Source organism: Bradyrhizobium denitrificans (genome assembly GCF_013179005.1).
GTDB classification, from domain to species: Bacteria; Pseudomonadota; Alphaproteobacteria; order Rhizobiales; family Xanthobacteraceae; genus Bradyrhizobium; species Bradyrhizobium denitrificans.
This window is the reverse complement of the sequence record NZ_JABFDP010000001.1, coordinates 219,948-244,169: the sequence shown is the minus strand read 5'-3', so window position 1 is coordinate 244,169 and position 24,222 is coordinate 219,948. Positions and strand designations below refer to the sequence as shown.

Here is a 24,222-nt window from a genome sequence, read left to right as displayed (position 1 = left end):
GGCGCGGCGAAAACTTCAGCAGCCGCGCTCCCGACCGGGCGCGGCTGCACCGTTTCTGACGCACAAAACCGACCGGGAATCCCTGATCCATTTGCCGCGGTTTTCGGCTATGCAGGATCACGGCACCTGCTTCGGACGCGCGGGATGCTCTAATGGACCGTTCGCAGGGCCGCGCGAATGCAGATTTACCTCCCGATCGCCGACATACCCGTCAACATCTTCCTGTTGCTGGCGATGGGCGCGGCCGTCGGCTTCGTTTCCGGCATGTTCGGGATCGGCGGCGGCTTCCTGATGACGCCGCTCTTGATCTTCGTCGGCATCACGCCCGCGGTCGCCGTCGCCTCGGTGTCCAGCCACATCGCCGCATCGTCGTTTTCCGGCGCGCTGTCCTATTGGCGGCGCCGCGCGATCGATCCCTCGCTGGCTTTGGTGCTGATGATCGGCGGCACGCTGGGCACCGCGCTCGGCGTGTCGACCTTCACGCTGCTGCGTTCACTCGGCCAGCTCGACCTGATGATCGCGCTGTCCTATGTCGCGCTGCTGACAAGCGTCGGCGGCGTGATGTTCTGGGAAGGCCTGCGCGCCATCATGCGGGCGCGCCAGGGCGCGCTGCCGACGGTGCGACGGCCGGGCAGTCACGTCTGGATACACGGCCTGCCGCTGAAGATGCGCTTCAAGCGATCCAAGATCTACGTCTCCGTCATTCCCGTCATCGGAATCGGGCTGCTCATCGGCTTCCTCGGCGCCGTGATGGGCATTGGCGGCGGCTTCATCCTGGTGCCGCTGCTGATCTATATCCTGCGTGTGCCGACCTCGACGGTGATCGGCACCTCGATGGTGCTGACGCTCGCGACCATGATGATTGCGACCATGCTGCACGCGGTGAGCAACCATCTGGTCGACGCCGTGCTGGCGCTGATCCTGATGGTCGGCGGCGTCACCGGCGCGCAATTCGGGGCCCGCGCCGGCCAGATGATCCGCGGCGAGCAGCTGCGGCTCCTGCTCGGCCTGCTGATCCTCGCGGTCGGCATCCGCTTCGCGGTCGAGCTCGTGATCCGCCCCGCCGACCTGTTCACGATCCGTGAAACCGAGCAGAGCCAATGAGGCCGCTTCGCACCGCCAGCACGACGCTGCTGCTGCTGCTTTCGGGAGCGGCGGGGGCCCACGCCGAGCGCCTGATCGCCTCCGTCTCCAATCACCGCGTCACGGTGACGCCAAATTATTCCGGCGAAGAGCTGGTGCTGTTCGGCTCGGTCGAGAAGGACGCGCAGACGCCAGCGAGCCGGTCCGCCTATGATCTCGTGGTCACCGTGCGCGGGCCGCGCGCCGACATGGTGACCCGGCGCAAGGAGCGCAAATTCGGCATCTGGATCAACACCGATTCCCGGCAATTCCTGAAGGTGCCCGGCTATCTCGCGCTGTTCGCCAACCGTCCGTTCGACGCGATGGCCGCGCCTGAGGTGCAGCGCCGGCAGCAGCTCGGCCTGAACAACGTCCTGCTGACCCAGCGCGTCGGGCCGGATTACGCCGACGTGGTGCCGAACGATGCGTTCCGCAGCGCCTTCATCAGGCTGCAGTCCCAGCATGGATTGTATCGCGAGGACACATCCGCCGTGACCTTCCTGACGCCGACCTTGTTCCGCACCGGCATTCCGCTGCCCGCGGCGGTGCCGATCGGCACCTATGAGATCGAGATCAAGCTGCTCGCCGACGGGGCGCTCGTCACCAAGTCCGAGACGGCGTTCGAGATCGTCAAGGTCGGCTTCGAACAGTTCGTAGCGACGTCGGCGCGGCAGAACGGTCTGGTGTACGGCCTGGTCACCACGGCAATGGCGCTGCTGACAGGGTGGATGGCGTCGATCGTGTTCCGGCGGGATTAGCCATTCTTCGGCGCCGGCGTGCGCGTCACCAGATAGATGCCGATGGCGACGGGGACGACGCCGAACAGGTCCTGCAACGCGACGTGCTCGCCGAGCACGACAAAGGCGAAGATCATCGCCAGCGGCGGCATCACGAAGTGATAGGCGCTGGCGGCGGTCGCGCCACACACTTTCAGGAGATGGAACCACAGCACATAAGCGAGGATCGAGCCCCCGAGCACGAGGAAGGCGAAGGCGCCGAGCAGTTGCGGATTCGGCACGATGTCATGAACGCTGGAGACGCTGAGCGCGACCGGCCACAGCACGAGGCCGGCGGAGAGGTTCTGGATGCCATTGCCGACCCACAGGCTGCCCTTCGGCGCGAGCTGCTTGAACAGGATGGTTCCGGTGACGATCGAGGCCAAGGCCGCCAGCGTGTAGAGAATGCCTTCGAGCTGGTCGGTCCCGACCGACATGCGGTGCCAGACGATCATCGCAACGCCGATGGTGCCGAGCGCCAGCCCTGCGACCTTGCGCAGGGTCAGCGGCTCGCCGAGCAGCAACGCGGCGAACACCGCGGTGAACACCGGATTGGCCGAGACGATCAGGCCACCCAGCCCGGCCGACACCGTCTGCAGCCCAGTGTAGCCGAGGCCGAGATACAGCGCGTTGTTAGCGATGCCGATGATCGCAAACACCGCGGCATCACGAAAGCCCATGCGCAGCTCGCCGCGAATGACGGGGACGAGCAGGATCAGGACGCCGGCGAGCGAAAAACGCGCTGCGAGCAGCAGCAAAGGCGGGCAATAGGTGACGCCGATCTTGCCGGCCACGAAGGCGAAGCTCCATAACAGGCAGAACAGGCCGATCTCGAGCGGCAGCAGGGTCGACTTCATCGGGGTCACGGCAGCCGGGGACGAAACAGACGACATCGGGGAACTCCTCTGGCGCCGATGTAGGGCTGTTCTTTCGCATTTGGAAATTAAATGATAGACTGAAACTCAGTGGATTTTTGAATGACGGTTCCCGATGCTCGACCTGGAGCTCTTGCGCAGCTTCGTCTCGGTGGTCGATGCCGGCGGCTTCACCCGGGCCGGCGAGCGCGTCCACCGCACCCAATCGACCGTCAGCCAGCAGATCCGGCGGCTGGAGGAGGACCTCGGCCAGACGCTGCTCAATCGCGACGGCCGCGCGGTGACGCCGACCGAGGCCGGCGAGCGGCTGCTGTCCTATGCCCGCCGCCTGCTCGCGCTCGCCGAGGAGGCCCGCGATGTCGTGGCGCGGCCGGGACCTGACGGCGCGGTGAAGCTCGGCATCCCCGAGGATTTCGCCGCCTACCGGCTGGCCAAGCTGCTCGCCGCGTTCTCGCGCGCCCATCCCAATCTGCGGCTCGACGTGCGCGCCGACCAGAGCCTCAACCTCAAGCGCGACATCGAGCGCGGCGAGCTCGACCTCGCCCTGCTCAAGCGCGGCGTCGACGACACCAGGGCAGCGATCGCCGCGTGGCCGGAGCAGGTGCATTGGGTGACCAGCAAGAGTCATCCCGTCAATCTCGACAGCGGCTCGCTGCCGCTGATCGGATTTCCGCTCGGCTGCATCTACCGCACCCGCGCGATCCATGCGCTGGAGAGCGCAGGGCGCGCCTGGCACATGGCCTACACCTCGTCGAGCCTCGCCGCCATCCAGGCCGCGGTCGCGGCCGGCATGGGCCTCAGCATCCTCTCGGAGATGTCGGTACAGTCAGACCATCGCGTGCTGACCGCCCGCGAAGGATTCGCGCCGATCGACCGCACCGAGGTGGCGCTGGTCGCCTCGCCCGATGCCAGCCCGGCGACGTTGCGCCTGGCCGACCGGCTGGCCGAGTTCTGCGACAAGGTTCAGGCGAAGGCGGCTTGACGGCTGGCGTCCGCGGCTTCTCTGACCATCGCGCCACGCGGTACATTCCCTCCCCCGCTTGCGGAGGAGGCTAGGGAGGGGGCCGCTCCAACGGCGGTGCCCGTGGCGCCCCCCTCTCCAACTCTCCCCCGCAAGCGGGGGAGAGGGCGCAGCAGAAGTCTTGGTGGGCATCGTCACGTCAGATTCAGACGTGCCGACGCAAGATCACGAATCCAACTAATAACACCTCGCCGCGGCGATGCTGTGCAGGCGAGTATCCCCTAGCACGTGCGCGATGAAGGCGCGCTTCGGGAACAGTTTTGCGAACGCGGCGTCGCGCACGCTCAAGCCCCCGGCATAGGCGCCGAAGGCCGGCATCACCGCGCGCTCGCCGTCGGAGACGAAGCAACGGCGCTCCAAGGTGCGCGCCCGCGTCGCCACCCGCGCCTTCGGATGCAGATGACCGGCGATCTCGCCGCGCGCACCGGTCGGCTCGTGGCGGAACGTCACGGCACCGAGCGTGATCGCGTCGGCGACCTCGCCGCCGACGCCGCGTGGCGCCGGATCATGATTGCCGGTGATCCAGATCCAGTCGCGGCCGACCTGCAGATTGGCGATGCAGGCCCGGTCGTCGCCGGTGAGACGCTGATGTGCCTCGCGGTCATGAAAGCTGTCGCCGAGCGCGATCACGGTGCGGGGATCGTAGTGCGCGATCACGGCGGTAAGCCGCTGCAAGGTCGCAACCGTGTCGAACGGCGGCAGAAGGGTGCCGCGCGCGGCGAAGCTCGACCCCTTTTCCAGATGCAGGTCGGAGACGACGAGCAGGCGCTGCGCGTCCCACACCAGCGCACCGGAGAGATCGACCCGCAGCGCGGTTCCGGCGACGTCCATCATCCCCGATGAGCAGATCGTCCCCCGCAATTCCGCCTCGCTGCTACTACCCCATCGCCTCCTTGACGAGTTCCTCGGCGGCCTCGGCCAGGAGCTCGTCGGCTGCCTCGCCATAGACGGATTCGCGGCCGATTTCCAGCATCACCGGCACCGCCAGAGGCGAGACGCGATCGAGCGGACGATGGGTGATTCGGCTCTCGATGCGCTTAAGCATATCACCGAGCCGGCGCAGATCGAGCAGGCCGGTGGCGGCATCGGCGCGCGCGGCGCGCAACAGCATGTGATCGGGCTGGTGCCGGCGCAGCACGTCGTAGACGAGATCGGTCGAGAACAGCACCTGGCGGCGCGTCTTCTCCTCGCCGGTGAAACGGCGGGGAATCAGTCCGGAAATGATGGCGCAGGAGCGGAAGGTGCGCTTCATCAGCGCGGATTCAGCGAGCCACGCCTCGAGATCGTCGCCCAGCATGTCCGGATCGAACAGCGCGGCGAGATCCAGCCGGCCTTGGCTCACCATCAGCGACATGTCGCCGAGCCCCCACACCGCCAGCGCATATTCATTGGCGACGAAGCCGAGCGGCCGGGCGCGCGCGCGCTCCAAGCGGCGCGTCAGCAGCATGCCCAGCGTCTGATGCGCGAGCCGGCCCTCGAACGGATAGCAGACGAGGTAATGCTTGTTGGAGCGAGGAAAGGTCTCGACCAGCAGCTCGCGCCGGGCAGGGATCCGCGAGACATCGGTCTGCAGCGCGAGCCAGTCGCGCACCTGCTCCGGCAATTGCATCCACGCCTTGCGATCGTCGAGCAGGCCGCGGACGCGCTCGGCGAGATAGGTCGACAGCGGGAACTTGCCGCCCATGTAGGATGGCACTTTCGGATCGGCGTCGTTGGCGCGCGACACGTAGACCTGATCCTCGGCCAGCGCCTCGTAGCGCACGATCTCGCCGCCGAACACGAAGGTGTCGCCCGGTGTGAGACCCTCGATGAAGTATTCCTCGATCTCGCCGAGCAGCCGGCCGCCGCGCGCGATCGCGCCGGTCGTCCCTTTGGCCCCGCCGCGCGAGCGCACCAGCCGCACCTTCAGCATCGCCTCCTCGACAATGGTGCCGACGTTCAAGCGATAGCTCTGCCGCACCTTGGGATTGGCGACGCGCCAGCGTCCTTTAGCGTCCTGCTTGATGCGCGCGAAGCGCTCATAGGTCTTCAGCGCGTAGCCGCCGGACGCGACGAAGTCGACGACATCGTCGAAATCGGCACGCGACAGCTGTGCATAGGGCGCGGCCGTGATCACCTCGGCATAAAGCTCATCGCTGGCAAACGGCTCGCCGCAGGCGCAGCCGAGCACGTGCTGGGCCAGCACGTCGAGCGCGCCGGTGCGCAGCGGCGGCGTATCCTGCGCATTGTCGGCGATGGCCTCGATCGCGACCGAGCATTCCAGCACCTCGAAGCGGTTGGCCGGTACCAGCACCGCGCGCGAGGCTTCGTCGAGCCGGTGATTGGCGCGTCCGATGCGCTGCATCAGCCGCGAGCAGCCCTTGGGGGCGCCGACATTGATGACGAGGTCGACGTCGCCCCAATCGACGCCGAGGTCGAGCGAGGATGTGCAGACCACGCCGCGGAGCCTGCCGGCCGCCATCGCATCCTCGACCTTGCGGCGTTGCGCGACGTCGAGCGAGCCATGATGCAGGGCAATGGCGAGATTGTCGTCGTTGATCCGCCAGAACTCCTGGAACAGCATCTCGGCCTGGCTGCGGGTGTTGACGAAGACGAGCGTGGTCTTGTTCGTCTTGATGAGCTCGTACATCTCGGCCAGCGCGTGCCGGGCACTATGGCCGGCCCAGGGCAGGCGCTCCTGCGTGTCCAGCATCTCGACCAGCGGCGGCGCAGCGCCCCCGGCGACGACGACGTCGGCGGCGACGCTGCTGCCATTCGGCTGCGGCACCAGAAAGCGCGCGAGCTGCTCCGGCTGCGCGACGGTCGCCGACAGGCCGATCATGCGCAGACCGGGCGCGAGGCGCCACAGCCGCGCCAGCCCGAGGGACAACAGATCGCCGCGCTTGGAGGTGACCAGCGCATGCAGCTCGTCCAGCACCACGCGCTGGAGCGAGGAAAACAGATGCGGCGCGTCGTCCGACGACAACAACAGCGCCAGCTGCTCGGGTGTCGTCAGCAGGATGTCGGGCGGATAGCGTCGCTGCCGCTGCTTGCGTGACGCCGGCGTATCGCCGGTCCGGGTCTCGACCTTGATCGGCAGGCCCATCTCGGAGATCGGCGCCTGGAGATTGCGCGCGATGTCGACGGCGAGCGCCTTCAAGGGCGAGATGTAGAGGGTGTGCAGGCCGGCGGGGCGGGCGATGAATCTGGCGGGCTGCTTCGCTGCGGTGTCGGCAGTTGCCGATTGCTGAGAAGCGGGCTGTTGCGGAGCGGATTCCACCATTGGCGCCGCCGCCGGCGGCCCCCCTCCTCGCCCCTCCCCCACGAGGGGGAAAGGAGTGGAGAGAGCGGCTTGCTTGGCGAGAGCCGATCGGTGCGGTGTCGCAACCGCGGAGCCGAGCTCCACCAGGGTCGGCAGGAACCCGGCCAGCGTCTTGCCGGCACCGGTGGGGGCGATCAGCAGCGCCGAGCGCTGCGCGCGCGCCTTGTCCAGCAGCGCCAGCTGATGCGCACGCGGCGCCCAGCCGCGCGCCGCGAACCATCTATTGAGATGGTCCGGCAGCGCGGCGCTGTCGTCAGGCGGGACTGGTGAGATGCGGGGCGGCACCGGGGGAAGGTAGGCAGTCGCCCGCGGTTCGTCGAGGCCCGAGGCAGCCGAGCCGCCGCGGGAAACACCGCTGGCATCCGGCCCTTGCTGGGGCGGACCAGCGCCTCCCCGATTTCCGCCGTCGTCCCTGCGAACGCACGGACCCATACTGCGGAATCCATCCGTGAGGCGCAACTGCAGTCATAGTCCCACCACGGCCGGTGGTTAGGGGGTCCTGCGTTCGCAGGGACGACAGCAGAATGTCAGGCTGCAGCTCTGCCCACCTCGTCACTGCGAGGAGCGCAGCGACGACGAAATCCAGGCTCTATCCGTAGAAAGACTCTGGATCGCGTCGCTGCGCTCGCGATGACGACTAAGCGCGCCCCCTACTCGGTCATCGGCTTCTCGGAGATGCTCCAATCCTTGCCGTCGAAGATCGAGATATAGAGCGTCTTCATCGGCGTGTAGTCATCGGGCGTATAAGCGAAATTGACGCCGTCGAGGAAGAAGGGCGAGTGGAAGCCGGCCAGCGTGGTGGCCTGCTTCAGTACATTTTCGCGGGTCAGCGTGTCGCCGCAGCGGCGCAGGATCTCGCCCATCGACACCGCCTGGCCATAGCCGGCATAGGCGATGGTGTTGTCGGGGTCGATGTTGGGCAGGTACTTGGCGCGCAGTGCCTCGAAACCCTTGACGTCCGGATCGTCCTTCCATTGCGGCACGCCGGCATCCTTGGAATAGCGGATGGCGACGATGTCCTTGGCGTTCTCGAGACCGGCAGCCGACAGGATCGAACGGCCGGTCGAGCCGGCAGACAGCAGTTGCAACGGCTTCCAGCCGAGCTCGGCCACTTTCCGGATCGACTGCGACGTCGCCTTGCCGGTGGTGATGTTGTAGAATACGTCGGCGCCAGACTTCGACAAATTGATCAGCTGCGAATCGACCGTCGGCTCGGTGAGATCATAGGTCTGCTCCATGATCACCTGGGCCTTGCCGCCGGCATCGGCCAGCACCTTCTTGAAGGGGCCGAGGAAGTCGCGGCCGAAATCGTCGTTCTGATAGAGGATGCCGATCTTGGCCTCGGGCTTCACGCTCAGCACATGCTTGGCGAGGATGCGCGCCTCAGTCGGATACAGCGGCAGTCCGGCCATGGTCCATTTGTAGTTCTTGGGATCGTTCCACTTCGAGGCGCCGGTGTTGAGCAGCAACTGCGGCACGCCCTTCGAATTGAGGTATTTGTGGACCGCAGTCTGCGGCGCGGTGCCGAGCGAGCCGTACAGAGCGAGCACCTCCTCCTGCTCGACGAGGCGCCGCGTCGCCTCGACGCATTTCGGCGCGCTGTAGGCGTCGTCCATGGTGAGGAACTTGACCTTGCGGCCGTTGATGCCGCCCTGCTCGTTGAGCATCTGGAAATAGGCTTCGCCGACGCGACCGAGCACGCCGTAGAGCGAGCCTGGGCCGGAATGCGGCACGGTCTGGCCGAGCTTGATCTCGGTATCGCTGGCGCCGGGATCGTATTTCTTTTCGGCCGCCCAGACATAGGGCGAGGCCATCGTCGAGGCACCGATGGTCGCAAGCGCGGTGGCGCAGAAATCGCGCCGCGTGAGATGTTTTTTCATTGTTGTCTCTCCCTAGACTGCCGGCATTTTTTGGCATCGGGAGAGCTGCGGCAAGAGCGAAGTTGCCGCATTCGACGCTGCGTGCAGCGCATTCAATAGCGTGTAGACTCAAGTCCTGGTCGCGACCACCGCAAGCCCGCGCACCGGCAGCTGTTCCTCGGTGCGCGGCGAGGCCGGTTCGAGATGCTTGAGCTGCAACCCGGTCGATTGGATGACGCCGCGGACATATTCCGCACCATGGGCATAGCGCAATCCCTTGCCCATGATCACCCCCTCACCATCATGGGTCTCCACGGTGAAGGTCACGAGCCCGCTGGGTCTCAAAACACGATGGGCCTCGGCGAGCACCGGGGCGAGATCGCCGACATAGACCATCGCGTCGGCAGCCAGGACGAGGTCGGCTGACAGGTCGGGCTGCCGCTGCAGGCCGGCCGTCATGTCGTCGACTTCGAGCGCGGCATAGAGCCCCGTTTCGCGCGCTTGCGCGATCATTCCGGCTGACAGGTCGATGCCGATGAAGCTGTCGACATTCTTGGCGAAGGCCGCGGCGCCAAGGCCCGTCCCGCAGCCGAGATCGATGGCGCGCTGAAAATAAGCCGGCTTCTTCTCGGCCACGCGCACCGCGAGCACCGCCTTGAACAGGATCGCCGGCGCGCGGTAATTGAGCCGCTCGATCAGCTCGGCCTCGAAGCGCGGCGCATATTGGTCGAACAGCGACCGCACATAGGCCTTGGGCATATCCGACAGCGGCGCGGCACCGAGCTGCATCAGCCGCACGCCGGCGCCGTGGCGGTCATCCGGATCGGCGGCGCAGGCGTTCTGGAAGGCGGTGATCGCCTTGTCCGTTTCGCCGAGCGCGATCCTGATCTGGCCGAGTTCGAACCATGCGGAAGCAAAGTTGGGGGCGACTTCGATGGCCTGCTCCATCACTTCGGCGGCCGCGGCCAGATCGCCCTTGAGCTGCAGGTCGCGGGCAAACTCGTAGCGGCGGTCGGCGATCAGGTCGCCGGAGGAGAGGAAGAAGCGGTGGGGCATTGGGGAACCACGGAGTCGTCATGGCCGGGCTTGCCCGCCCGCCGTAGCTTCAGCGAAGGCGGGACCCGGCCATCCATCATCGAACGAGTCATTCCAAAAGATGGATGCGCGGGTCAAGCCCGCGCATGACGAGTGGAGCGTTGAGAGGCTGAATTCTTCCAACGCGAGACCTATATGACCGCCATGCGTCCGCAAGACATCCTGCTGCCGGTTCCCGCCGGCCTGTGCTGCAAGGCCGGCGGCTTCCACATCGATCCCGTGCGCCCGGTCGAGCGGGCGCTGATCACGCATGGCCATTCCGACCATGCGCGGGCCGGCCACGGCGCGGTGCTGGCGACGCAGGAGACGCTGGACATCATGCGACTGCGCTACGGCGAGAATTTTGCCGGCAGCACGCAGGCGATCCGCTATGGCGACGAGATCCGGCTCGGCGAGGCCACGGTCAGCTTTCATCCCGCAGGCCACGTGCTCGGTTCAGCGCAGATCAAGGTGTCCTCCGGCGGCACCTGCATCGTCGCGTCCGGCGACTACAAGGATGCGCGCGATCCGACCTGCGCGCCGTTCGAGCTGGTGCAATGCGACGTCTTCATCACCGAGGCGACGTTCGGCCTGCCGGTGTTCCGCCATGGCGACGCCGCGGCTGAAGTGAAGAAGCTGCTGGCGTCGGTCGCGCTGTTTCCGGAGCGCGCGCATCTGGTCGGGGCATATTCCCTGGGCAAGGCGCAGCGCGTGATCGCGCTGATCCGCGAGGCCGGCTACGATGCTCCGATCTACCTGCATGGCGCGATGGAGAAGATCACGCGCTACTACCAGGACAAGGGCATCGCGCTCGGCGAGCTCAGGCCGGTGAAGGGCGTCAAGAAGGCGGAGCTTGCCGGCACCATCACGCTCGCACCGCCAAGCGCGACCTCCGATCTGTGGACGCGGCGTTTTCCCGATCCGGTGACCGCCTTCGCCTCGGGCTGGATGCGGGTGCGCGCCCGCGCGCGGCAGCGCGGCGTCGAGCTGCCGCTGGTGATCTCGGATCATGCCGACTGGGACGGGCTGACCGCGACCATCGCGGCGACCGGCGCCGGCGAAGTGTGGGTCACGCATGGCCAGGAGGACGCGCTGGTGCATTGGTGCCGGAGCAAGGGCCTCGCGGCACGGCCGCTCGACCTGGTCGGCTATGGCGACGAGGAGGAGAGCGAGGCGGCGGCCACGGAGGACGCCGAGGCATGAACCGCTTCGCCGAGCTGCTCGACCGCCTCGCTTATGAGCCGGGCCGCAACAACAAGCTGCGCCTGCTGACGTCGTATTTCCGCGAGGCCGAGGACCCCGACCGCGGCTACGCGCTGGGCGCGCTGACCGGCGCATTGTCGTTCAAGCACGCCAAGCCGGCGCTGATCCGCGACCTCATCGCCGCCCGCACCGACCCGGTGCTGTTCGCGCTGTCGTATGATTACGTCGGTGACCTCTCCGAGACCGTCGCGCTGATGTGGCCGAAGGGCGGTGCGCATCAGCAGCAGCACGTCGCGGGGCCCCCCCCTCCCCAGCCCTCCCCCACGAGGGGGGAGGGAGCGCAGTTGCGCGTGGCGCTTGCACCTGGGATGCCATCGGCAATGGGACCCACGGCATCGACAGGGCGTGCGGCATCCACCGCCGGCACGGCCTCGAACGTGGCTCCAACAGACATCCTCCGTTCCTCAGCGCCCGCCCTCTCCATTCCCTCCCCCCTTGTGGGGGAGGGTCAGGGAGGGGGTGTCCCCACGGGCAGTCTCCCGGAAGCGCTCCCACCAGGAGCTCACGCAGCAGGACACAACAATCCGCCACCCCCGACGCTCACCGAGGTTGTCACCACCTTGCGCACGCTCGGCAAGACCGAGATGCCGCGGCAGCTGGCGCAATGGCTCGACGAGCTCGACGAGACCGGACGCTGGGCGCTGCTGAAGCTGGTCACCGGCGCACTTCGCATCGGCATATCGGCACGTCTCGCCAAGACCGCGGTGGCCGCGCTCGGCGACAAGGACCCGCATGAGGTCGAGCTGGTCTGGCCGGGGCTGTCGCCGCCTTATCTCGACCTGTTCGCCTGGCTCGAGGGCCGCGGCGACAAACCCGTCAACAGCGATCCCGCGCCGTTCCGGCCCGTGATGCTCGCGCATGCCGTCGAAGACGACGATTTCGCGAGCATGAATGCGGCCGACTACATCGCCGAATGGAAATGGGACGGCATCCGCGTGCAGGCGGTCAGCGGCCGCGACAGCGACGGACGCATCGTGACGCGGCTGTATTCGCGCAGTGGCGAGGACATCACGCCGAGCTTCCCTGATCTGTTGCCATCCCTGCATCTGCCCGGCGCGCTCGACGGCGAGCTGCTGGTGGTGCGCGAGAAGCGCGTGCAGAGCTTCAACGTGCTGCAGCAGCGGCTGAACCGCAAGACCGTGTCGCCAAAGCTGATGAAGGAATATCCGATCCATCTGCGCGCCTACGACCTGCTCGGCGACGAAGGCAGTGATCTGCGCGAGCGGCCCTTCGCCGAACGGCGCGAACAGCTCGAGGCGTTCATCCGGCGGTTGGACGATCCGCGCGTCGACCTGTCGCCGACGATCGCCTTCGCGAGCTGGGAGGAACTGAAAGCGGCGCGCGCCAATCCCGCATCGGCCGGCGCCGGCGACGACGCCGAAGCGGTCGAAGGCGTGATGTTGAAGCGGCGCGACGCGCCCTATCTGCCGGGCCGGCCCAAAGGACAATGGTGGAAGTGGAAGCACGATCCGCACATCATCGATGCCGTGCTGATGTATGCGCAGCGCGGCCACGGCAAGCGCTCATCCTACTACTCCGACTACACGTTCGGTGTGTGGACGGCGGGTGAAGCCGGCGATCAGCTCGTCCCTGTCGGCAAGGCCTATTTCGGCTTCACCGACGAGGAACTGCTGCAGATCGATCGTTTCGTCCGCCGCAACACCACCGAGAAGTTCGGCCCTGTCCGCCATGTCGTGCACGAGCCCGAGCAGGGGCTGGTGCTGGAGGTTGCCTTCGAGGGCCTGCAGCGCTCGCCGCGGCACAAATCCGGCATCGCGATGCGCTTCCCGCGCATCAACCGCCTGCGCTGGGACAAGCCGCCGCGGGATGCCGACCGGCTGGAAACGCTGGAACGCCTGCTGAAAAGCGAGACGGCGGGGTGACGCGGTGCCGCGTCTTCCGTGCGACACCGTCCCTGAATGGACAGGGCGCCGTCTTGTTTCTCGTCATGCCCGGGCTTGACCCGCCTGCGCCGCCGAAGCCGCTTCGGCGCGGCGAAGGCCCGGGCATCCATCCGTCAAGCAAGATGGTTGGCCGGGGCAAGTCCGGCCATGACGACAATTCACAGCCGAAGGTCCAACATCGCGGGAACATTAAATGCAAGTAACCCGCTTGCGGCGCTGAGGCGGGTTCCCCACCTGCCCTGCCGTGCTTTATAATCGCGGCACGAATCCGCCGGCGAGCCGGCATTGGAGACGATGACATGTCGAATGACATCAGGGACTATCCGGCCCGCGCGCGCAGCTCGGATGGCCTGTATCGTTTTCTCGGCGGCTCGCCGCTGTCGGTGGCGTTCCGGCTGGTGCTGCTGTCGATCCTGGTCGGCGTGGTGCTGTCGGCGATCGGCTTCGATCCGCTCAACATCATCCACAGCATCCGGCTGCTGTTCATCCGGCTCTATGAGCTCGGCTTCGACGCCTTCAACTGGCTGTGGCGCTACTTCCTGCTCGGCGCGGTGATCGTGATCCCGCTCTGGTTCCTGTCGCGGCTGTTCGCTCCGCGCGGCAGATGACAAGACGCAGCCGATGCAGCTCCGCTTTGTCGGCTGTGGTGACGCGTTCGGATCGGGTGGCAGGTCCCACACCTGCTTCCACCTGACGGGCATCAGCACCAATCTGCTGATCGATTGCGGCGCCTCGTCGCCGCCGGCGCTGAAGCGGCTCGGCATCGCCTGCAACGATGTCTCGCTGATCCTGATCACGCACTTCCATGGCGACCATTTCGCCGGGCTTCCGTTCCTGCTGCTCGACGCGCAGTTCTCGAAGCGGACGCAGCCGCTGGTGATCGCGGGCCCCGCCGGCATCGCGACGCGGCTGACGCAGGTGATGGAGGCGCTGTTCGAGCATTCCTCGTCGACGCCACGGACATTCGAGCTGGCGGTGATCGAGCTCGCGCCGGAGCGCACGACGCGCTTCGGCGACATCGGCGTGACGCCGTTCGCGGTCGTGCATGGCGGTTCGGGCGGGCCGTTTCTCGGCTATCGCATCGCGGCCGAGGGACGCGTGATCGCCTATACGGCCGATACGGAATGGACCGACAGCCTGATCCCGCTGGGCCGCGACGCCGACCTGTTCATCGCCGAAGCCTATACGTTCGACAGGCCGGTCAAGAACCATCTCAGCCTGGCTGCGCTCGCGGCGCATCTCGACGCGATCAGGCCGAAGCGGCTCGTGCTCACCCATCTGGGCCCGGACATGCTCTCCCGGCTGGAGACCCTGCCGCATGCGGCGGCGCATGACGGTATGACGATTGATCTATAGCCTCATACCGGGAAGGCCGGCTAAGCTCGGGTCCTGACCGAGGCTGAGATCCGCCGCACCAGCGCGACGCATTGCGACCCGGCCAAGCGAGCGAGCAGTCCGTTGCATTCACCGGGATTCAAGAGGCCGGCCATCACCAGCCGGCAGGTGTTCGACATCGCAGGGCCTGCGATGATCGCGAACCTGACCACGCCCTTGATCGGCATTGTCGCGACCACCGCGATCGGCCGGCTCGGCGCGCCCGCGATGCTCGGCGGCGTGGCCATGGCCTCGGTGATCTTCGACTGCCTGTTCTGGCTGTTCGCATTCCTGCGCGCGAGCACGCTCGCCTTTACCGCGCAATCGCTCGGCGCCGGCGAACGCGACGAGATGCTGATGGTCCTGATCCGCGGCCTGGCGCTGGCGGGGCTGGTCGGGCTCGGGCTGATCGCGGTGCAGGTGCCGCTCGCGGCGGTGCTGTTCGAGCTGATGGGCGGCAGCGAGGCCGTGCGCGGCGCTGCCCGGACCTACTTCATGATCCGGATCTGGTCGGCGCCGCTGGCGCTCGCCAATTATGTCCTGCTCGGCTGGCTGGTCGGCCTGGCGCGGGCCCGGCTCGCGCTCGCGGTGCAGATCGCGATCAATCTGATCAACATGGCGGCGACCATCCTGCTGGTGCAGGTGATGGAGACCGGCATTGCCGGTGCGGCGATCGCCGCCGTGATCGCGGAGACCTTCGGGGTCGCGATCGGCCTGCTGCTGGCGCATCGGCTGGTCAGGCCCGCGGCCGCGCTGTCGCGGCGCGCGCTGTTCGACCGCGCCAAGCTGATGCACATGATGGCAGTCAACCGCGACATCATGATCCGCACCGCGGCGATGATCGTGGCATTCCTGTTCTTTACCTCGCAGGGCGCGCGCGCCGGCGACACGACGCTCGCGGCCAACGCAGTGCTGAACAATTTCCTGCTGGTCGCGGCCTTCTTCCTCGACGGGCTCGCCAACGCCGCCGAGCAGCTCTGTGGCTATGCCTATGGCGCGCGCAACAGAGACGCGTTTGCCGGCGCCACCCGCCTGGTGCTCGCCTGGGGCTTCGGCTTCGCGCTCGTTGTCGCCGTGGTGCTGGCGCTGTTCGGACCGGCGCTGATCGACGTGATGACGGCGAGTCCAGCCGTGCGCAGCGCCGCGCGCGACTATCTGCCCTATGTGGTGGCCTCGCCGCTGCTGTCGGTGTTCGCCTTCGCGTTCGACGGCGTCTATATCGGCGCCACCTGGGCCCGCGACATGCGCAACCTCATGGTGGCGGCGCTGGCCGTGTTCCTCGCGATCTGGTTTGCGCTGCGCGGCTTCGGCAATACGGGGCTGTGGATCGCGATGCTCGGCTTCTACGCCGCCCGCGGCGGCTTCCAGGCCGCGCGCTATCCAGCGCTGCTGAAGGCGTCGTTCGGCAAAGGCCCGGCTGGCCCAGCATCGTAAACTGTCATCGTCCGCAGGCGGACGATCCAGTACGCCGTGCCGTCTCGGTTCAATAACGGCCGCCGCGGCGTGCTGGATCCCCGGCTGCGCGGGGATGACAGCGGACAATGCCGCGACCGCTCGGCCACACCTAAACCGGCCAGTCCTCGGCGGTGATGGTCGCTGCGTCGGCGCCGACGATCTCCGAGAGCGAGTCACGCCCCGTGCGCAGCAAGGTCGAGGTCAGGTCGGCCTTGATGCTCTCGACCAGGCCGAGCCCTTTATAGACCAGCGAGGAATAGAGCTGGATCAGGCTGGCACCGGCGCGGATCTTGGTCAGTGCGGCGCCGCCGGTGTCGATGCCGCCGACGCCGATCAGCGGGAAGGCGCCTTCGACGCGGACGAAGGTCTCCGCCACCATGCGGGTCGACAGCCGGAACAGCGGCCGGCCGGACAGGCCGCCCTGCTCCTTGGCGCGCAACTGCTCGCGCAAACTATTCGGCCGCGCCAGCGTGGTGTTCGAGACGATCATGCCGTCGACGCCGCGCGAGCGCGCGACATGGACGACGTCGTCGAGCTCGGCCAGGCTGAGATCGGGCGCGATCTTGAGCAGCACCGGCGTGTCGCCAGCCTTGCGCCGGACGCGGTCGCGCGCCTCCAATACCTTGGACAAGAGCTCATCGAGCTGCGCGGCCTGCTGCAGATTGCGCAGGCCCGGCGTGTTCGGCGAGGAAATATTGACGGTGAAATAGCTCGCGACCGGCGCGAAGGTCTCGATCAGCCGGACGTAGTCGGCGACGCGGTCGGCCGAATCCTTGTTGGCCCCGACATTGACGCCCACGATGCCGCCCTGATTGGCGCGGCCGGCAAGCCGCCGCAGCACGATCTCGGCGCCGTCATTGTTGAAGCCCATGCGGTTGATGACGGCCTCGTCACGCTCCAGGCGAAACAGCCGCGGGCGCGGATTGCCGCTCTGCGGCCGGGGCGTGACCGAGCCGATCTCGACGAAGCCGAAGCCGAGCCGCAGCAGCGCGTCGGGCACCTCGGCGTTCTTGTCGAAGCCGGCGGCCATGCCGACCGGGTTCGGAAAGTTGAGCCCGAAGGCGCGCACCGCGAGCTTGGCATCGTCCGGCCGTGGCTTGATCGCCGGCAGCAGCTTCAGGCCCTGAATGGCGAGCCGGTGCGCGTCCTCGGCGTCGAGCCAGCGCAACAGCGGCAGCGAGAGCTGATCGAAGGCGCGAATCACGGCGTGAGTTCCGGAATGTCGTGGCCGCCATCGGCCCGGCTGTGCATCTGGTGAACCGCAGTCACCGCGCCCACATCGAGCTCGCCATACAGATGCGGGAACAGCTCGTCATTGCGGGACCGCTCCCAGCGCAGCGCGGCGCCCAGCGCGTCGGCCTCGACCTCGACCAGGAACAGCGCGTTCTGCCCGAAGAAGTGCTTTCGCGCGGTCTCCGGTACCTGGGCCGCGGTCGAGAAATGGATGAATCCGTCGCGCAGATCGTCGGCGCTGCCGCGATAGACGCCCGACCGCTCCGCCTCGCGCCAGGCCGAAGCTGAGCAGATTTTGTAGATTTTGGGCACCTTCGCGCGATCCTGCTCGATCTTGAGTTTGCTGATGTTTTTCGGGATGCGGACGACCGTATCGGCAGGTGTCGGCGAACTCAAGCATCGATTGTCCCGCGGCGGCCGGCGCCGGCTCGGTGAAGCTGCCCCGTGTCATCACGGGTTCACCCGGATGTGGCCCGTTCCTCAGCAAGGATTAACCGAATTCGGCTCTTCTGAGGCTTGCGATTCGCGATCGCGCTCAACGCTGCGCCGACGCCCCGCACCGATTGCATGCATCACACCCGTCGTTTTTGGAGATTGCCATGAACCGCCGCAACGCCTTGAAGGCCCTCGCCGGGCTCGCTCTCTGTCCTGTCTGCGCCCAGCCGGGCTTTGCCGCCGAGGGCGCTCCGCATTGGAGCTATGAGGGGGCGACTGGACCCGCCAAATGGGGCGATCTCGATGCGGCCAACAAGGTCTGCAGCATCGGCAGCCAGCAATCTCCCATCGACATCGAGCACGCGACCCAGGCCCGCTTGCCCGACTTCAAGCTGAGCTGGGCCAAGACCGCCGACACCATCGTCAATAACGGCCACACCATCCAGCTCAACTTCGCCGACGGCAGCGGCACCCTGAAGCTCGACGGCACCACCTACAAGCTGCTGCAGGTGCATTTCCATCGGCCGAGCGAGCACCAGATCGGCGGCAAGAATTATCCGATGGAGGCGCATTTCGTGCACCGCGCCGCCTCGGGCGGGCTCGCCGTGGTCGGCGTGCTCATGACGACGGGCCGTCCCAATCCTGCCTTTGCGCAGATCGTGGCGACGATGCCCGACAAGGAAGGCCCCGCGGTCAAGGCCGATGCGCGCATCAATCCGAACCAGATGCTGCCCAACCGCCGCTCGTATTATCGCTATGCCGGCTCGCTGACGACGCCGCCCTGCTCGGAAGTGGTCGAGTGGCTGCTGCTGGCCGATCCGATCCAGGTGGCGGAAGCCGACGTGGCGAAATTCGCCAAGCTCTATCCGATGAACGCCCGTCCGGTGCAGAAGCTCGACCGCCGCTTTGTGCTGCAGGGGGTGTAGTCGACCGCCCGTGCGGGGCAAAGGGCACCGCCAAACATTACGCTGTCGTCCCGGCTCAAGGCCGGGACGACACCTTTTTTGAGGCCAGCAGCATGGCCATCACGCGGAGCGCGCCAGCGCACCGTCGATCATCGCCACCGCGTTGTTGAGGCCGTAGACCGCGACGAAGGAGCCGAACCGCGGGCCCTTCTCCTGGCCGAGCAGCACCTGATAGAGCATGTTGAACCAGTCCAGCGACACGCCGGGCCGGCCGTCCTTGCCCTTCTTGGCGTGGTCGAGGAACGGCTCGCGGCGGCCGATCTCATAGACCACGTTCTGGATGTCCTCGGCCGGCGCCTCCGCCGGCAGGTTCGACAGCGCATCGCGCAGGTCCTGCAGCGCCACGCGCTCGCCTTCGGTCGGCTCGCGGAACGTCTTCGTCGGCGCGACAAAGTCGCGGTAATAATTGATGGCGTAGCCGACCATCGCGTCGAGCTTCGGATGCGTCTGCGGCGTCACGCCCGGCCGGTAGCGGCCGATGAAGCCCCACAGGGTCTCGGCATTCTCGGCATTCGACGACGACACCAGCGTCAGCAGCAGCTGGAACGTCACCGGCATGTCGGCCTTCGGCGGCGTCCCGGAATGGATGTGCCAGACCGGATTGCCGAGCTGCTGCTTGGGGTCCTGCTTCGGAAAGCCTTCCAGGAACTGCTGGTAGTCGTCGACATTGCGCGGGATGACGTCGAAATACAGCCGCTTCGCCGCCTTTGGCTCGCGATACATGAACAGCGACAGCGATTCCGGCGACGCGTAGCGCAGCCATTCGTCGATGGTCAGGCCATTGCCCTTCGACTTCGAGATCTTCTGGCCCTTCTCGTCCAGAAACAGCTCGTAGTTGAAGCCCTCCGGCGGCGTGCCGCCGAGCGCCGCGCAGATCTTGCCCGACAGCTTCACCGAGTCGATCAGGTCCTTGCCGGCCATTTCATAGTCGACGCCGAGCGCGTGCCAGCGCATCGCCCAGTCCGGCTTCCATTGCAGCTTGCAATGCCCGCCGGTCACCGGGACGGTCATCCGCTCCTTGGTCTCGGGATCGTCATAGGAGATGGTGCCGGCCTTGGCGTCGTGCGCGACGATCGGCACGTACAGCACGAGGCCGGTGCGCGGGCAGATCGGGAGAAACGGCGAATAGCTCGCCGCGCGCTCCTCGCGGAGCGACGGCAGCATGATCGCCATCACCTTTTCCAGTCGCTCCAGCATGCGCAACAGCGCCGCATCGAACTTGCCGGAGGTGTAGTACTCGGTCGAGGACGCGAATTCGTAATCGAACCCAAACCTGTCCAGGAAGGCGCGCAGCCGCGCATTGTTGTGCGCAGCGAACGACGGATACTCGTTCGAAAACGGATCGGGGATGCGCGACAGCGGCTTGCCGAGATGGCTCGCCAGCATCTCCTTGTTCGGCACATTGTCCGGCACCTTGCGCAGGCCGTCCATGTCGTCGGAGAACGCCAGGAGCCGGGTCTTGATCTTGTCCTCGGTCAGCACGCGAAAGGCATGGCGCACCATCGTGGTGCGCGCGACCTCGCCGAAGGTGCCGATATGCGGCAGGCCGGACGGGCCGTAGCCGGTCTCGAACAGCACCTCATCCTTAGGGGTCTTCTTCAGCCGGTTGACGATCGCTTTCGCCTGTTCGAACGGCCAGGCGTTGGAGTTTTCGGCGAGCGCGCGCAGATCGCTCGGGCTGGTTGGGACAAGGTCGATCGTGGACATCTGAACTACCGGTTCTTCAAAGGAGCAGAAAACTAACACAAGGCGTCATCGCGAGCGAAGCGAAGCGATCCAGTCTTCGTCAGACCCTTGGATGGCTTCGTCGCTCCGCTCCCGCAATGACGGTGGATGCGCAGCGACGATGGGCCCGGCGCGATACGCCTTTGCCCACCCTGGCGTGGAAACATCAGAACGGGCTGATCGAGAAATAGCGCAGCCACAGATCGGTGTAGCGGCCTTTTTCCCAGACCCGGAACAGCGCCCAGTTCAGGGCCTGGCGCAGCAGGTCATTGCCCTTGCGCACCCCGATCCCGACGCCCTCGCCGAAATAGCGGCTTTCGACGAAAGGTCCACCAGAAAAGGCGCAGCAATCGGCGGAATCAGTGCCGTTGACCCAGAACGCCAGCGAAATGCCGTCGCCGAAGATCAGATCGACCTCGGCCCGCCGCAACGCCTGCCGCAGCGCCTCATCATTCGGATAGGTCTTGATCTCGGCGTCGGTGAACATCGCCTTGAGATAGGCCTCATGGGCGGTGCCGGCGATCGCGCCGATCTTCTTGCCCTCGAGAAATTCCGGGCGGATCTCGGTCATGACGGCGTCGCGCCGGGACACGAAGCGCGCCGGCGCCCGGTAATAGGGATCGGAGAAATCCAGCCGCGCCCGCATTTGCGGCGTCACCGCCATCGACGCGATGATCGCATCGCCGCGGTTGGAGGAGAGCGCGTCCAGCAGGGTTTCGAAGCGGCGCATCTGGACGGTGCAGGTCACCTTGATCTCGTCGCAGATGGCTCGCGCCAGATCGACGTTGAAGCCGGCCGGATTGCCATCCGGACCGGTGAAGTTGAACGGGGGATAATCGGTCTCGGTTAGGAAGCGGATCACGGTGAGGCGGGAAAGATCCGGCCGCTCGGGACGGCGGCGCGGATCCCAAAAGCCGGGCACGGCCTGCGGCGCAGCCTCGACCGGCGGCTTGATCGGTGCCTGGGCATGCGCGTCCGACGCGGCACCGGCCACGCCAAGACAGAGCAGCAGGCCCGCAATGGCGGCGCGGGCGGTCCAGATCGACTTCGCAGCTTGTGACAAGACGGTCGGCATTTGCGGTCCCGAGGTCAGCGCGCCTTATAGACCATCCAAGCGCAAATTCGAGGCTGGATTCGGCTGGAAGACAACCCTCCGCCCTAAGCGTTAATGCTCAGAGGTATTTTTTCAGGTCGGCTGCCGCTTCCTCCGGGGTCCGCTTCAGGTTGAAAGGCGCAACAAACCGGCCATTGCGATCCATCAGATACACCAGGGCCGTATGGTCCATGGTGTAGTCGCCGTCCTTGAGCGGAACCTTCTTGGCATAGACGCGGTATTCGGTGAGCACCTTGGCGAGCACCTCGGGATCGCCGGTCAGCCCCTTCAGATGCGGATCGAAGCTGGAGAGGTAATCCTTCATCGTCGCCGGATTGTCTCGCTCGGGATCCACCGAGATGAAATAGGCGTTGACGCTATCGGCGTCCTTGCCCATGGCGCGCAGCACCTCGGAGATCTCGAACAGCGAGGTCGGACAGACGTCCGGACAATGGGTGAAGCCGAAGAAGATCAGGGTTGGCCGTCCCTGCAGGCTCTGCTCGGTGACGACCGCGCCGCTCTGATCCGTCAGTTGAAACGGGCCGCCGATCGCGGCCGGCGCCGCGATATTCCGCCCGCCCCCCATGATCAGGAACATCAGTGAGAGCCCGACCACCAGGCTGGCGGCAAAGGCGCCGACGATGACGAGCGGGCGCGTGACATTACGCGGCATGCCGAGTTCCTTCACTCTCTCTCAGAAGCAGGCCCGAAGGCCGGCAGCCATGATCTCGAAGAACACAGCCGTCCCATACTTCCCCCACAGACCGACCGCCCCCGTCAGGAGAACGAGCCCCGCAACGCCAGCCAGCACCGCCGTCAGGCGGCGGCTGGCCGCTGCGGACACGCTTCCTTGCGGTGCTGATTCTTGCGGCGCTGAAAGAGGCTGCATGATGGCCTGCTCATTCGGCGGGGCCACTGCCCCAGAATGGCACAAGCAGCCGCCCGCCTCTCGCCCTCTCAGATAGGCCGCAGCGACGAGCGAGGCAAGCGCTACGGGACCGAGGACGTGACTTGGCCGGGGGAGAGGACGTCCGTTCAGTGCGCGGCGGACGCCTTGGCAGCCGCCGGCGACATCGCCGGGGCGTTCGGCGCCACCTGAGCCGGAGCTGGCGAGGAGGCCTGGGCATCCATGTAGCAGGGCTTGTACATCGCCTGCAGCTCTTTGCCCTTCAGAAAGATCATTCGCGGGGTCAGGCCGCCGCGCTGCGAGATCCAGCGGCGAATCGGTGACGGATACATCGAGTAGAGCATCTGGGTCGCCTCGGGATTGGTGACGGCCCGGCCGTTGGCACCGAAATCCCAGGCAGCATGGAAGCCGAGATTGGCATGCGAGGTGACGCAGATCTTCTCGTGGGGGATGGCACCCAGGACGATGGTGCAGGCCGAGGCGCACAGACCGTCGATGATGACGTACTCACCGGACGAGCGCAGCCCCTGATATTTGTCGACATAGGTACCGATCCGGCCACCGCGGTCATCGGCGATTCTGACAACGGCATGGCTCGCACCGACGCCGGACAGCAACAGAACAACCGCGAGCAACCCCGTCCAGAATTTCATGTCGAGCCCCAGTTCAACCCGGCGAAGCCGATCTGACCGACTGTGATGCGCTTCTTGTGATGCTTGGATTGCGCCGACCTTACCGACGCACCCCGCTCCCCAGAACCGGAACACGACAGTCAGATCCAAATCGCTAACGCAGCGTGTTTCGAGATCGCGTTTTTGTCCAGGACAGCGCAGCCAACAGAGCCAAATTCAGAGCAAGTGTTGCAAGCCGGCTGCACCAGCGGTTGCCGTAGCAAGAAAATCGCCCCACCCGGGTTCCGAGCATGGCCTGCGCGCCACGAGCAGGGCGGGAGCCCGCCATCATCGCCATATTGCGCGACATGCGGATCACGGAGCGCAGAGCACCGGGGAATTACGGGCTTCGAAGCTCACGTCGGCCGCCCAGCGAGCGACGCGCGATCTCCGTTATCGCGCGCTCATGATGATCACGCTGCGGACAATCGTGCGTTGACGACATTTGCGCGGCCTGATCACCGCACGGCGATTGCCGTCCTGCGGATCGACGACCCGACCGTCACCAAGCGCGAATCAGACCGACGCGCAGCCCGTCACGCTTCGTGGCCTGAGTCGCGGCACATTGCCGGCTGCAGTCGGTTGCAGCGCAACGCAGCCGACTTGCGCGGGCCAGGAGCGCGCAGCCGCGGCTCGGGGTAGACCTCGCTTGGACGGGACTCACTCGGACAGGAATCACTCGGGCTGGAATCGTCCCAACCTCCCGCCGAGGTCGTGGCTGAGGATGCAGTTCCCAACCATATGTCGCGCAGCGACTAATCGTTCGGCAAACGAATGCGTGCACCGAAGGTCACGAGTGCAGCATCGGCAGACCCGAGCTGGATCTGCCGGTCGGGGACTTCCTGATAGCTGCCGTCTTCAGTTTTCCTTAACGCATATTGCCAGACCGTTAACGTCTCTCCACGCGCCAACGCGTCGCGGATGCGGCTCGCGCCGGTGCCCGGCAGCTTGCGCAAATCATCGCGCATCATGCCGATCACCGTCGGGCTCTCGCCTCGATGCAGCTCGAAGAACACCATGCGATTGGGCTTGTCCTGCGGTTTGAGCACCGTATCGGCCGTGAACAGCACGAGACAGATCGCAACTGCGATCAATTTCCAAGTGTCGGACAACATGCAACGCGATCTCCGCACCGTCTCTGCGCGCTCGTATGCGCGGCGCAGCAGATC

Annotated in this window: 21 protein-coding genes; 9 read left to right on the top strand and 12 right to left on the bottom strand. The window is 66.2% G+C overall.

Annotation, left to right across the window (positions count from 1 at the left end):
• The first annotated feature begins 177 nt into the window (after positions 1-177).
• A complete protein-coding gene (locus HL671_RS00990; RefSeq protein ID WP_012041120.1) occupies positions 178-1,104 on the top strand; it encodes a sulfite exporter TauE/SafE family protein in 927 nt (308 codons plus the stop codon).
• Positions 1,101-1,880: a TIGR02186 family protein gene (locus HL671_RS00985; RefSeq protein WP_012041119.1), complete on the top strand. Its 780-nt coding sequence runs from the start codon at positions 1,101-1,103 to the stop codon at positions 1,878-1,880. The genes HL671_RS00990 and HL671_RS00985 overlap by 4 nt, the downstream gene beginning before the upstream one ends.
• Here the strand turns inward: HL671_RS00985 and HL671_RS00980 are convergent.
• Positions 1,877-2,791 carry a DMT family transporter gene (locus HL671_RS00980; protein ID WP_012041118.1) on the bottom strand — a complete coding sequence of 305 codons (915 nt, stop codon included), beginning with the start codon at positions 2,789-2,791 and terminating at the stop codon, positions 1,877-1,879. The genes HL671_RS00985 and HL671_RS00980 overlap by 4 nt on opposite strands.
• A gap of 97 nt (positions 2,792-2,888) precedes the next feature.
• Between HL671_RS00980 and HL671_RS00975 the strand changes: the two genes are divergently transcribed.
• Positions 2,889-3,755: a LysR family transcriptional regulator gene (locus tag HL671_RS00975; protein ID WP_012041117.1), complete on the top strand. Its 867-nt coding sequence runs from the start codon at positions 2,889-2,891 to the stop codon at positions 3,753-3,755.
• A gap of 216 nt (positions 3,756-3,971) precedes the next feature.
• Here the strand turns inward: HL671_RS00975 and pdeM are convergent, their stop codons facing one another.
• The 4 genes from pdeM to HL671_RS00955 all read right to left on the bottom strand — a co-directional run bounded on the left by pdeM (position 3,972) and on the right by HL671_RS00955 (position 10,010).
• Positions 3,972-4,625, bottom strand: a complete 654-nt coding sequence (gene pdeM / locus HL671_RS00970) for a ligase-associated DNA damage response endonuclease PdeM (RefSeq protein WP_246579446.1) — start codon at positions 4,623-4,625, stop codon at positions 3,972-3,974.
• A gap of 46 nt (positions 4,626-4,671) precedes the next feature.
• On the bottom strand, positions 4,672-7,380 hold the full coding sequence (locus tag HL671_RS00965) for a ligase-associated DNA damage response DEXH box helicase (protein WP_307768954.1): 2,709 nt from the start codon (positions 7,378-7,380) through the stop codon (positions 4,672-4,674).
• A gap of 365 nt (positions 7,381-7,745) precedes the next feature.
• On the bottom strand, positions 7,746-8,975 hold the full coding sequence (locus HL671_RS00960) for an ABC transporter substrate-binding protein (RefSeq protein WP_012041114.1): 1,230 nt from the start codon (positions 8,973-8,975) through the stop codon (positions 7,746-7,748).
• Between the two features lie 108 nt (positions 8,976-9,083).
• Positions 9,084-10,010, bottom strand: a complete 927-nt coding sequence (locus HL671_RS00955; protein ID WP_012041113.1) for a class I SAM-dependent DNA methyltransferase — start codon at positions 10,008-10,010, stop codon at positions 9,084-9,086.
• Positions 10,011-10,184: 174 nt separating this feature from the next.
• Between HL671_RS00955 and HL671_RS00950 the strand changes: the two genes are divergently transcribed.
• The 5 genes from HL671_RS00950 to HL671_RS00930 all read left to right on the top strand — a co-directional run bounded on the left by HL671_RS00950 (position 10,185) and on the right by HL671_RS00930 (position 16,003).
• Positions 10,185-11,231 (top strand): ligase-associated DNA damage response exonuclease, encoded by a 1,047-nt coding sequence (locus HL671_RS00950; protein ID WP_172235342.1) that lies wholly within the window; start codon positions 10,185-10,187, stop codon positions 11,229-11,231.
• Positions 11,228-13,174, top strand: coding sequence for an ATP-dependent DNA ligase (locus HL671_RS00945; RefSeq protein ID WP_172235341.1), 1,947 nt, complete (start codon positions 11,228-11,230; stop codon positions 13,172-13,174). Before HL671_RS00950 ends, HL671_RS00945 begins: the two co-directional genes overlap by 4 nt.
• Before the next feature lie 320 nt (positions 13,175-13,494).
• Positions 13,495-13,803, top strand: a complete 309-nt coding sequence (locus tag HL671_RS00940) for a DUF6460 domain-containing protein (protein ID WP_012041110.1) — start codon at positions 13,495-13,497, stop codon at positions 13,801-13,803.
• 13 nt (positions 13,804-13,816) lie between these two features.
• Positions 13,817-14,551 carry an MBL fold metallo-hydrolase gene (locus HL671_RS00935; protein WP_172235340.1) on the top strand — a complete coding sequence of 245 codons (735 nt, stop codon included), beginning with the start codon at positions 13,817-13,819 and terminating at the stop codon, positions 14,549-14,551.
• Positions 14,552-14,698: 147 nt separating this feature from the next.
• Positions 14,699-16,003 carry an MATE family efflux transporter gene (locus HL671_RS00930; RefSeq protein WP_172235449.1) on the top strand — a complete coding sequence of 435 codons (1,305 nt, stop codon included), beginning with the start codon at positions 14,699-14,701 and terminating at the stop codon, positions 16,001-16,003.
• A gap of 130 nt (positions 16,004-16,133) precedes the next feature.
• Here HL671_RS00930 and HL671_RS00925 read toward each other — a convergent pair whose 3' ends face one another.
• On the bottom strand, positions 16,134-17,228 hold the full coding sequence (locus HL671_RS00925; protein WP_172235339.1) for a quinone-dependent dihydroorotate dehydrogenase: 1,095 nt from the start codon (positions 17,226-17,228) through the stop codon (positions 16,134-16,136).
• Positions 17,225-17,569: a DUF952 domain-containing protein gene (locus HL671_RS00920; protein WP_012041105.1), complete on the bottom strand. Its 345-nt coding sequence runs from the start codon at positions 17,567-17,569 to the stop codon at positions 17,225-17,227. Before HL671_RS00920 ends, HL671_RS00925 begins: the two co-directional genes overlap by 4 nt.
• 287 nt (positions 17,570-17,856) lie before the next feature.
• On the opposite strand from HL671_RS00920, the gene HL671_RS00915 reads away from it, so the two are divergent.
• On the top strand, positions 17,857-18,618 hold the full coding sequence (locus HL671_RS00915; RefSeq protein WP_012041104.1) for a carbonic anhydrase: 762 nt from the start codon (positions 17,857-17,859) through the stop codon (positions 18,616-18,618).
• Between the two features lie 99 nt (positions 18,619-18,717).
• Here HL671_RS00915 and HL671_RS00910 read toward each other — a convergent pair whose 3' ends face one another.
• The 5 genes from HL671_RS00910 to HL671_RS00890 form a co-directional block, all read right to left on the bottom strand.
• Positions 18,718-20,364 carry a lysine--tRNA ligase gene (locus tag HL671_RS00910; protein ID WP_172235338.1) on the bottom strand — a complete coding sequence of 549 codons (1,647 nt, stop codon included), beginning with the start codon at positions 20,362-20,364 and terminating at the stop codon, positions 18,718-18,720.
• Between the two features lie 184 nt (positions 20,365-20,548).
• On the bottom strand, positions 20,549-21,457 hold the full coding sequence (locus tag HL671_RS00905) for a transporter substrate-binding domain-containing protein (protein WP_012041101.1): 909 nt from the start codon (positions 21,455-21,457) through the stop codon (positions 20,549-20,551).
• A gap of 97 nt (positions 21,458-21,554) precedes the next feature.
• Positions 21,555-22,148 (bottom strand): SCO family protein, encoded by a 594-nt coding sequence (locus tag HL671_RS00900; RefSeq protein ID WP_012041100.1) that lies wholly within the window; start codon positions 22,146-22,148, stop codon positions 21,555-21,557.
• 362 nt (positions 22,149-22,510) lie between these two features.
• A complete protein-coding gene (locus HL671_RS00895; protein WP_172235337.1) occupies positions 22,511-23,035 on the bottom strand; it encodes a hypothetical protein in 525 nt (174 codons plus the stop codon).
• A 773-nt stretch (positions 23,036-23,808) separates the two neighbouring features.
• A complete protein-coding gene (locus HL671_RS00890; RefSeq protein WP_307768953.1) occupies positions 23,809-24,123 on the bottom strand; it encodes a hypothetical protein in 315 nt (104 codons plus the stop codon).
• Between the last annotated feature and the right edge of the window lie 99 nt (positions 24,124-24,222).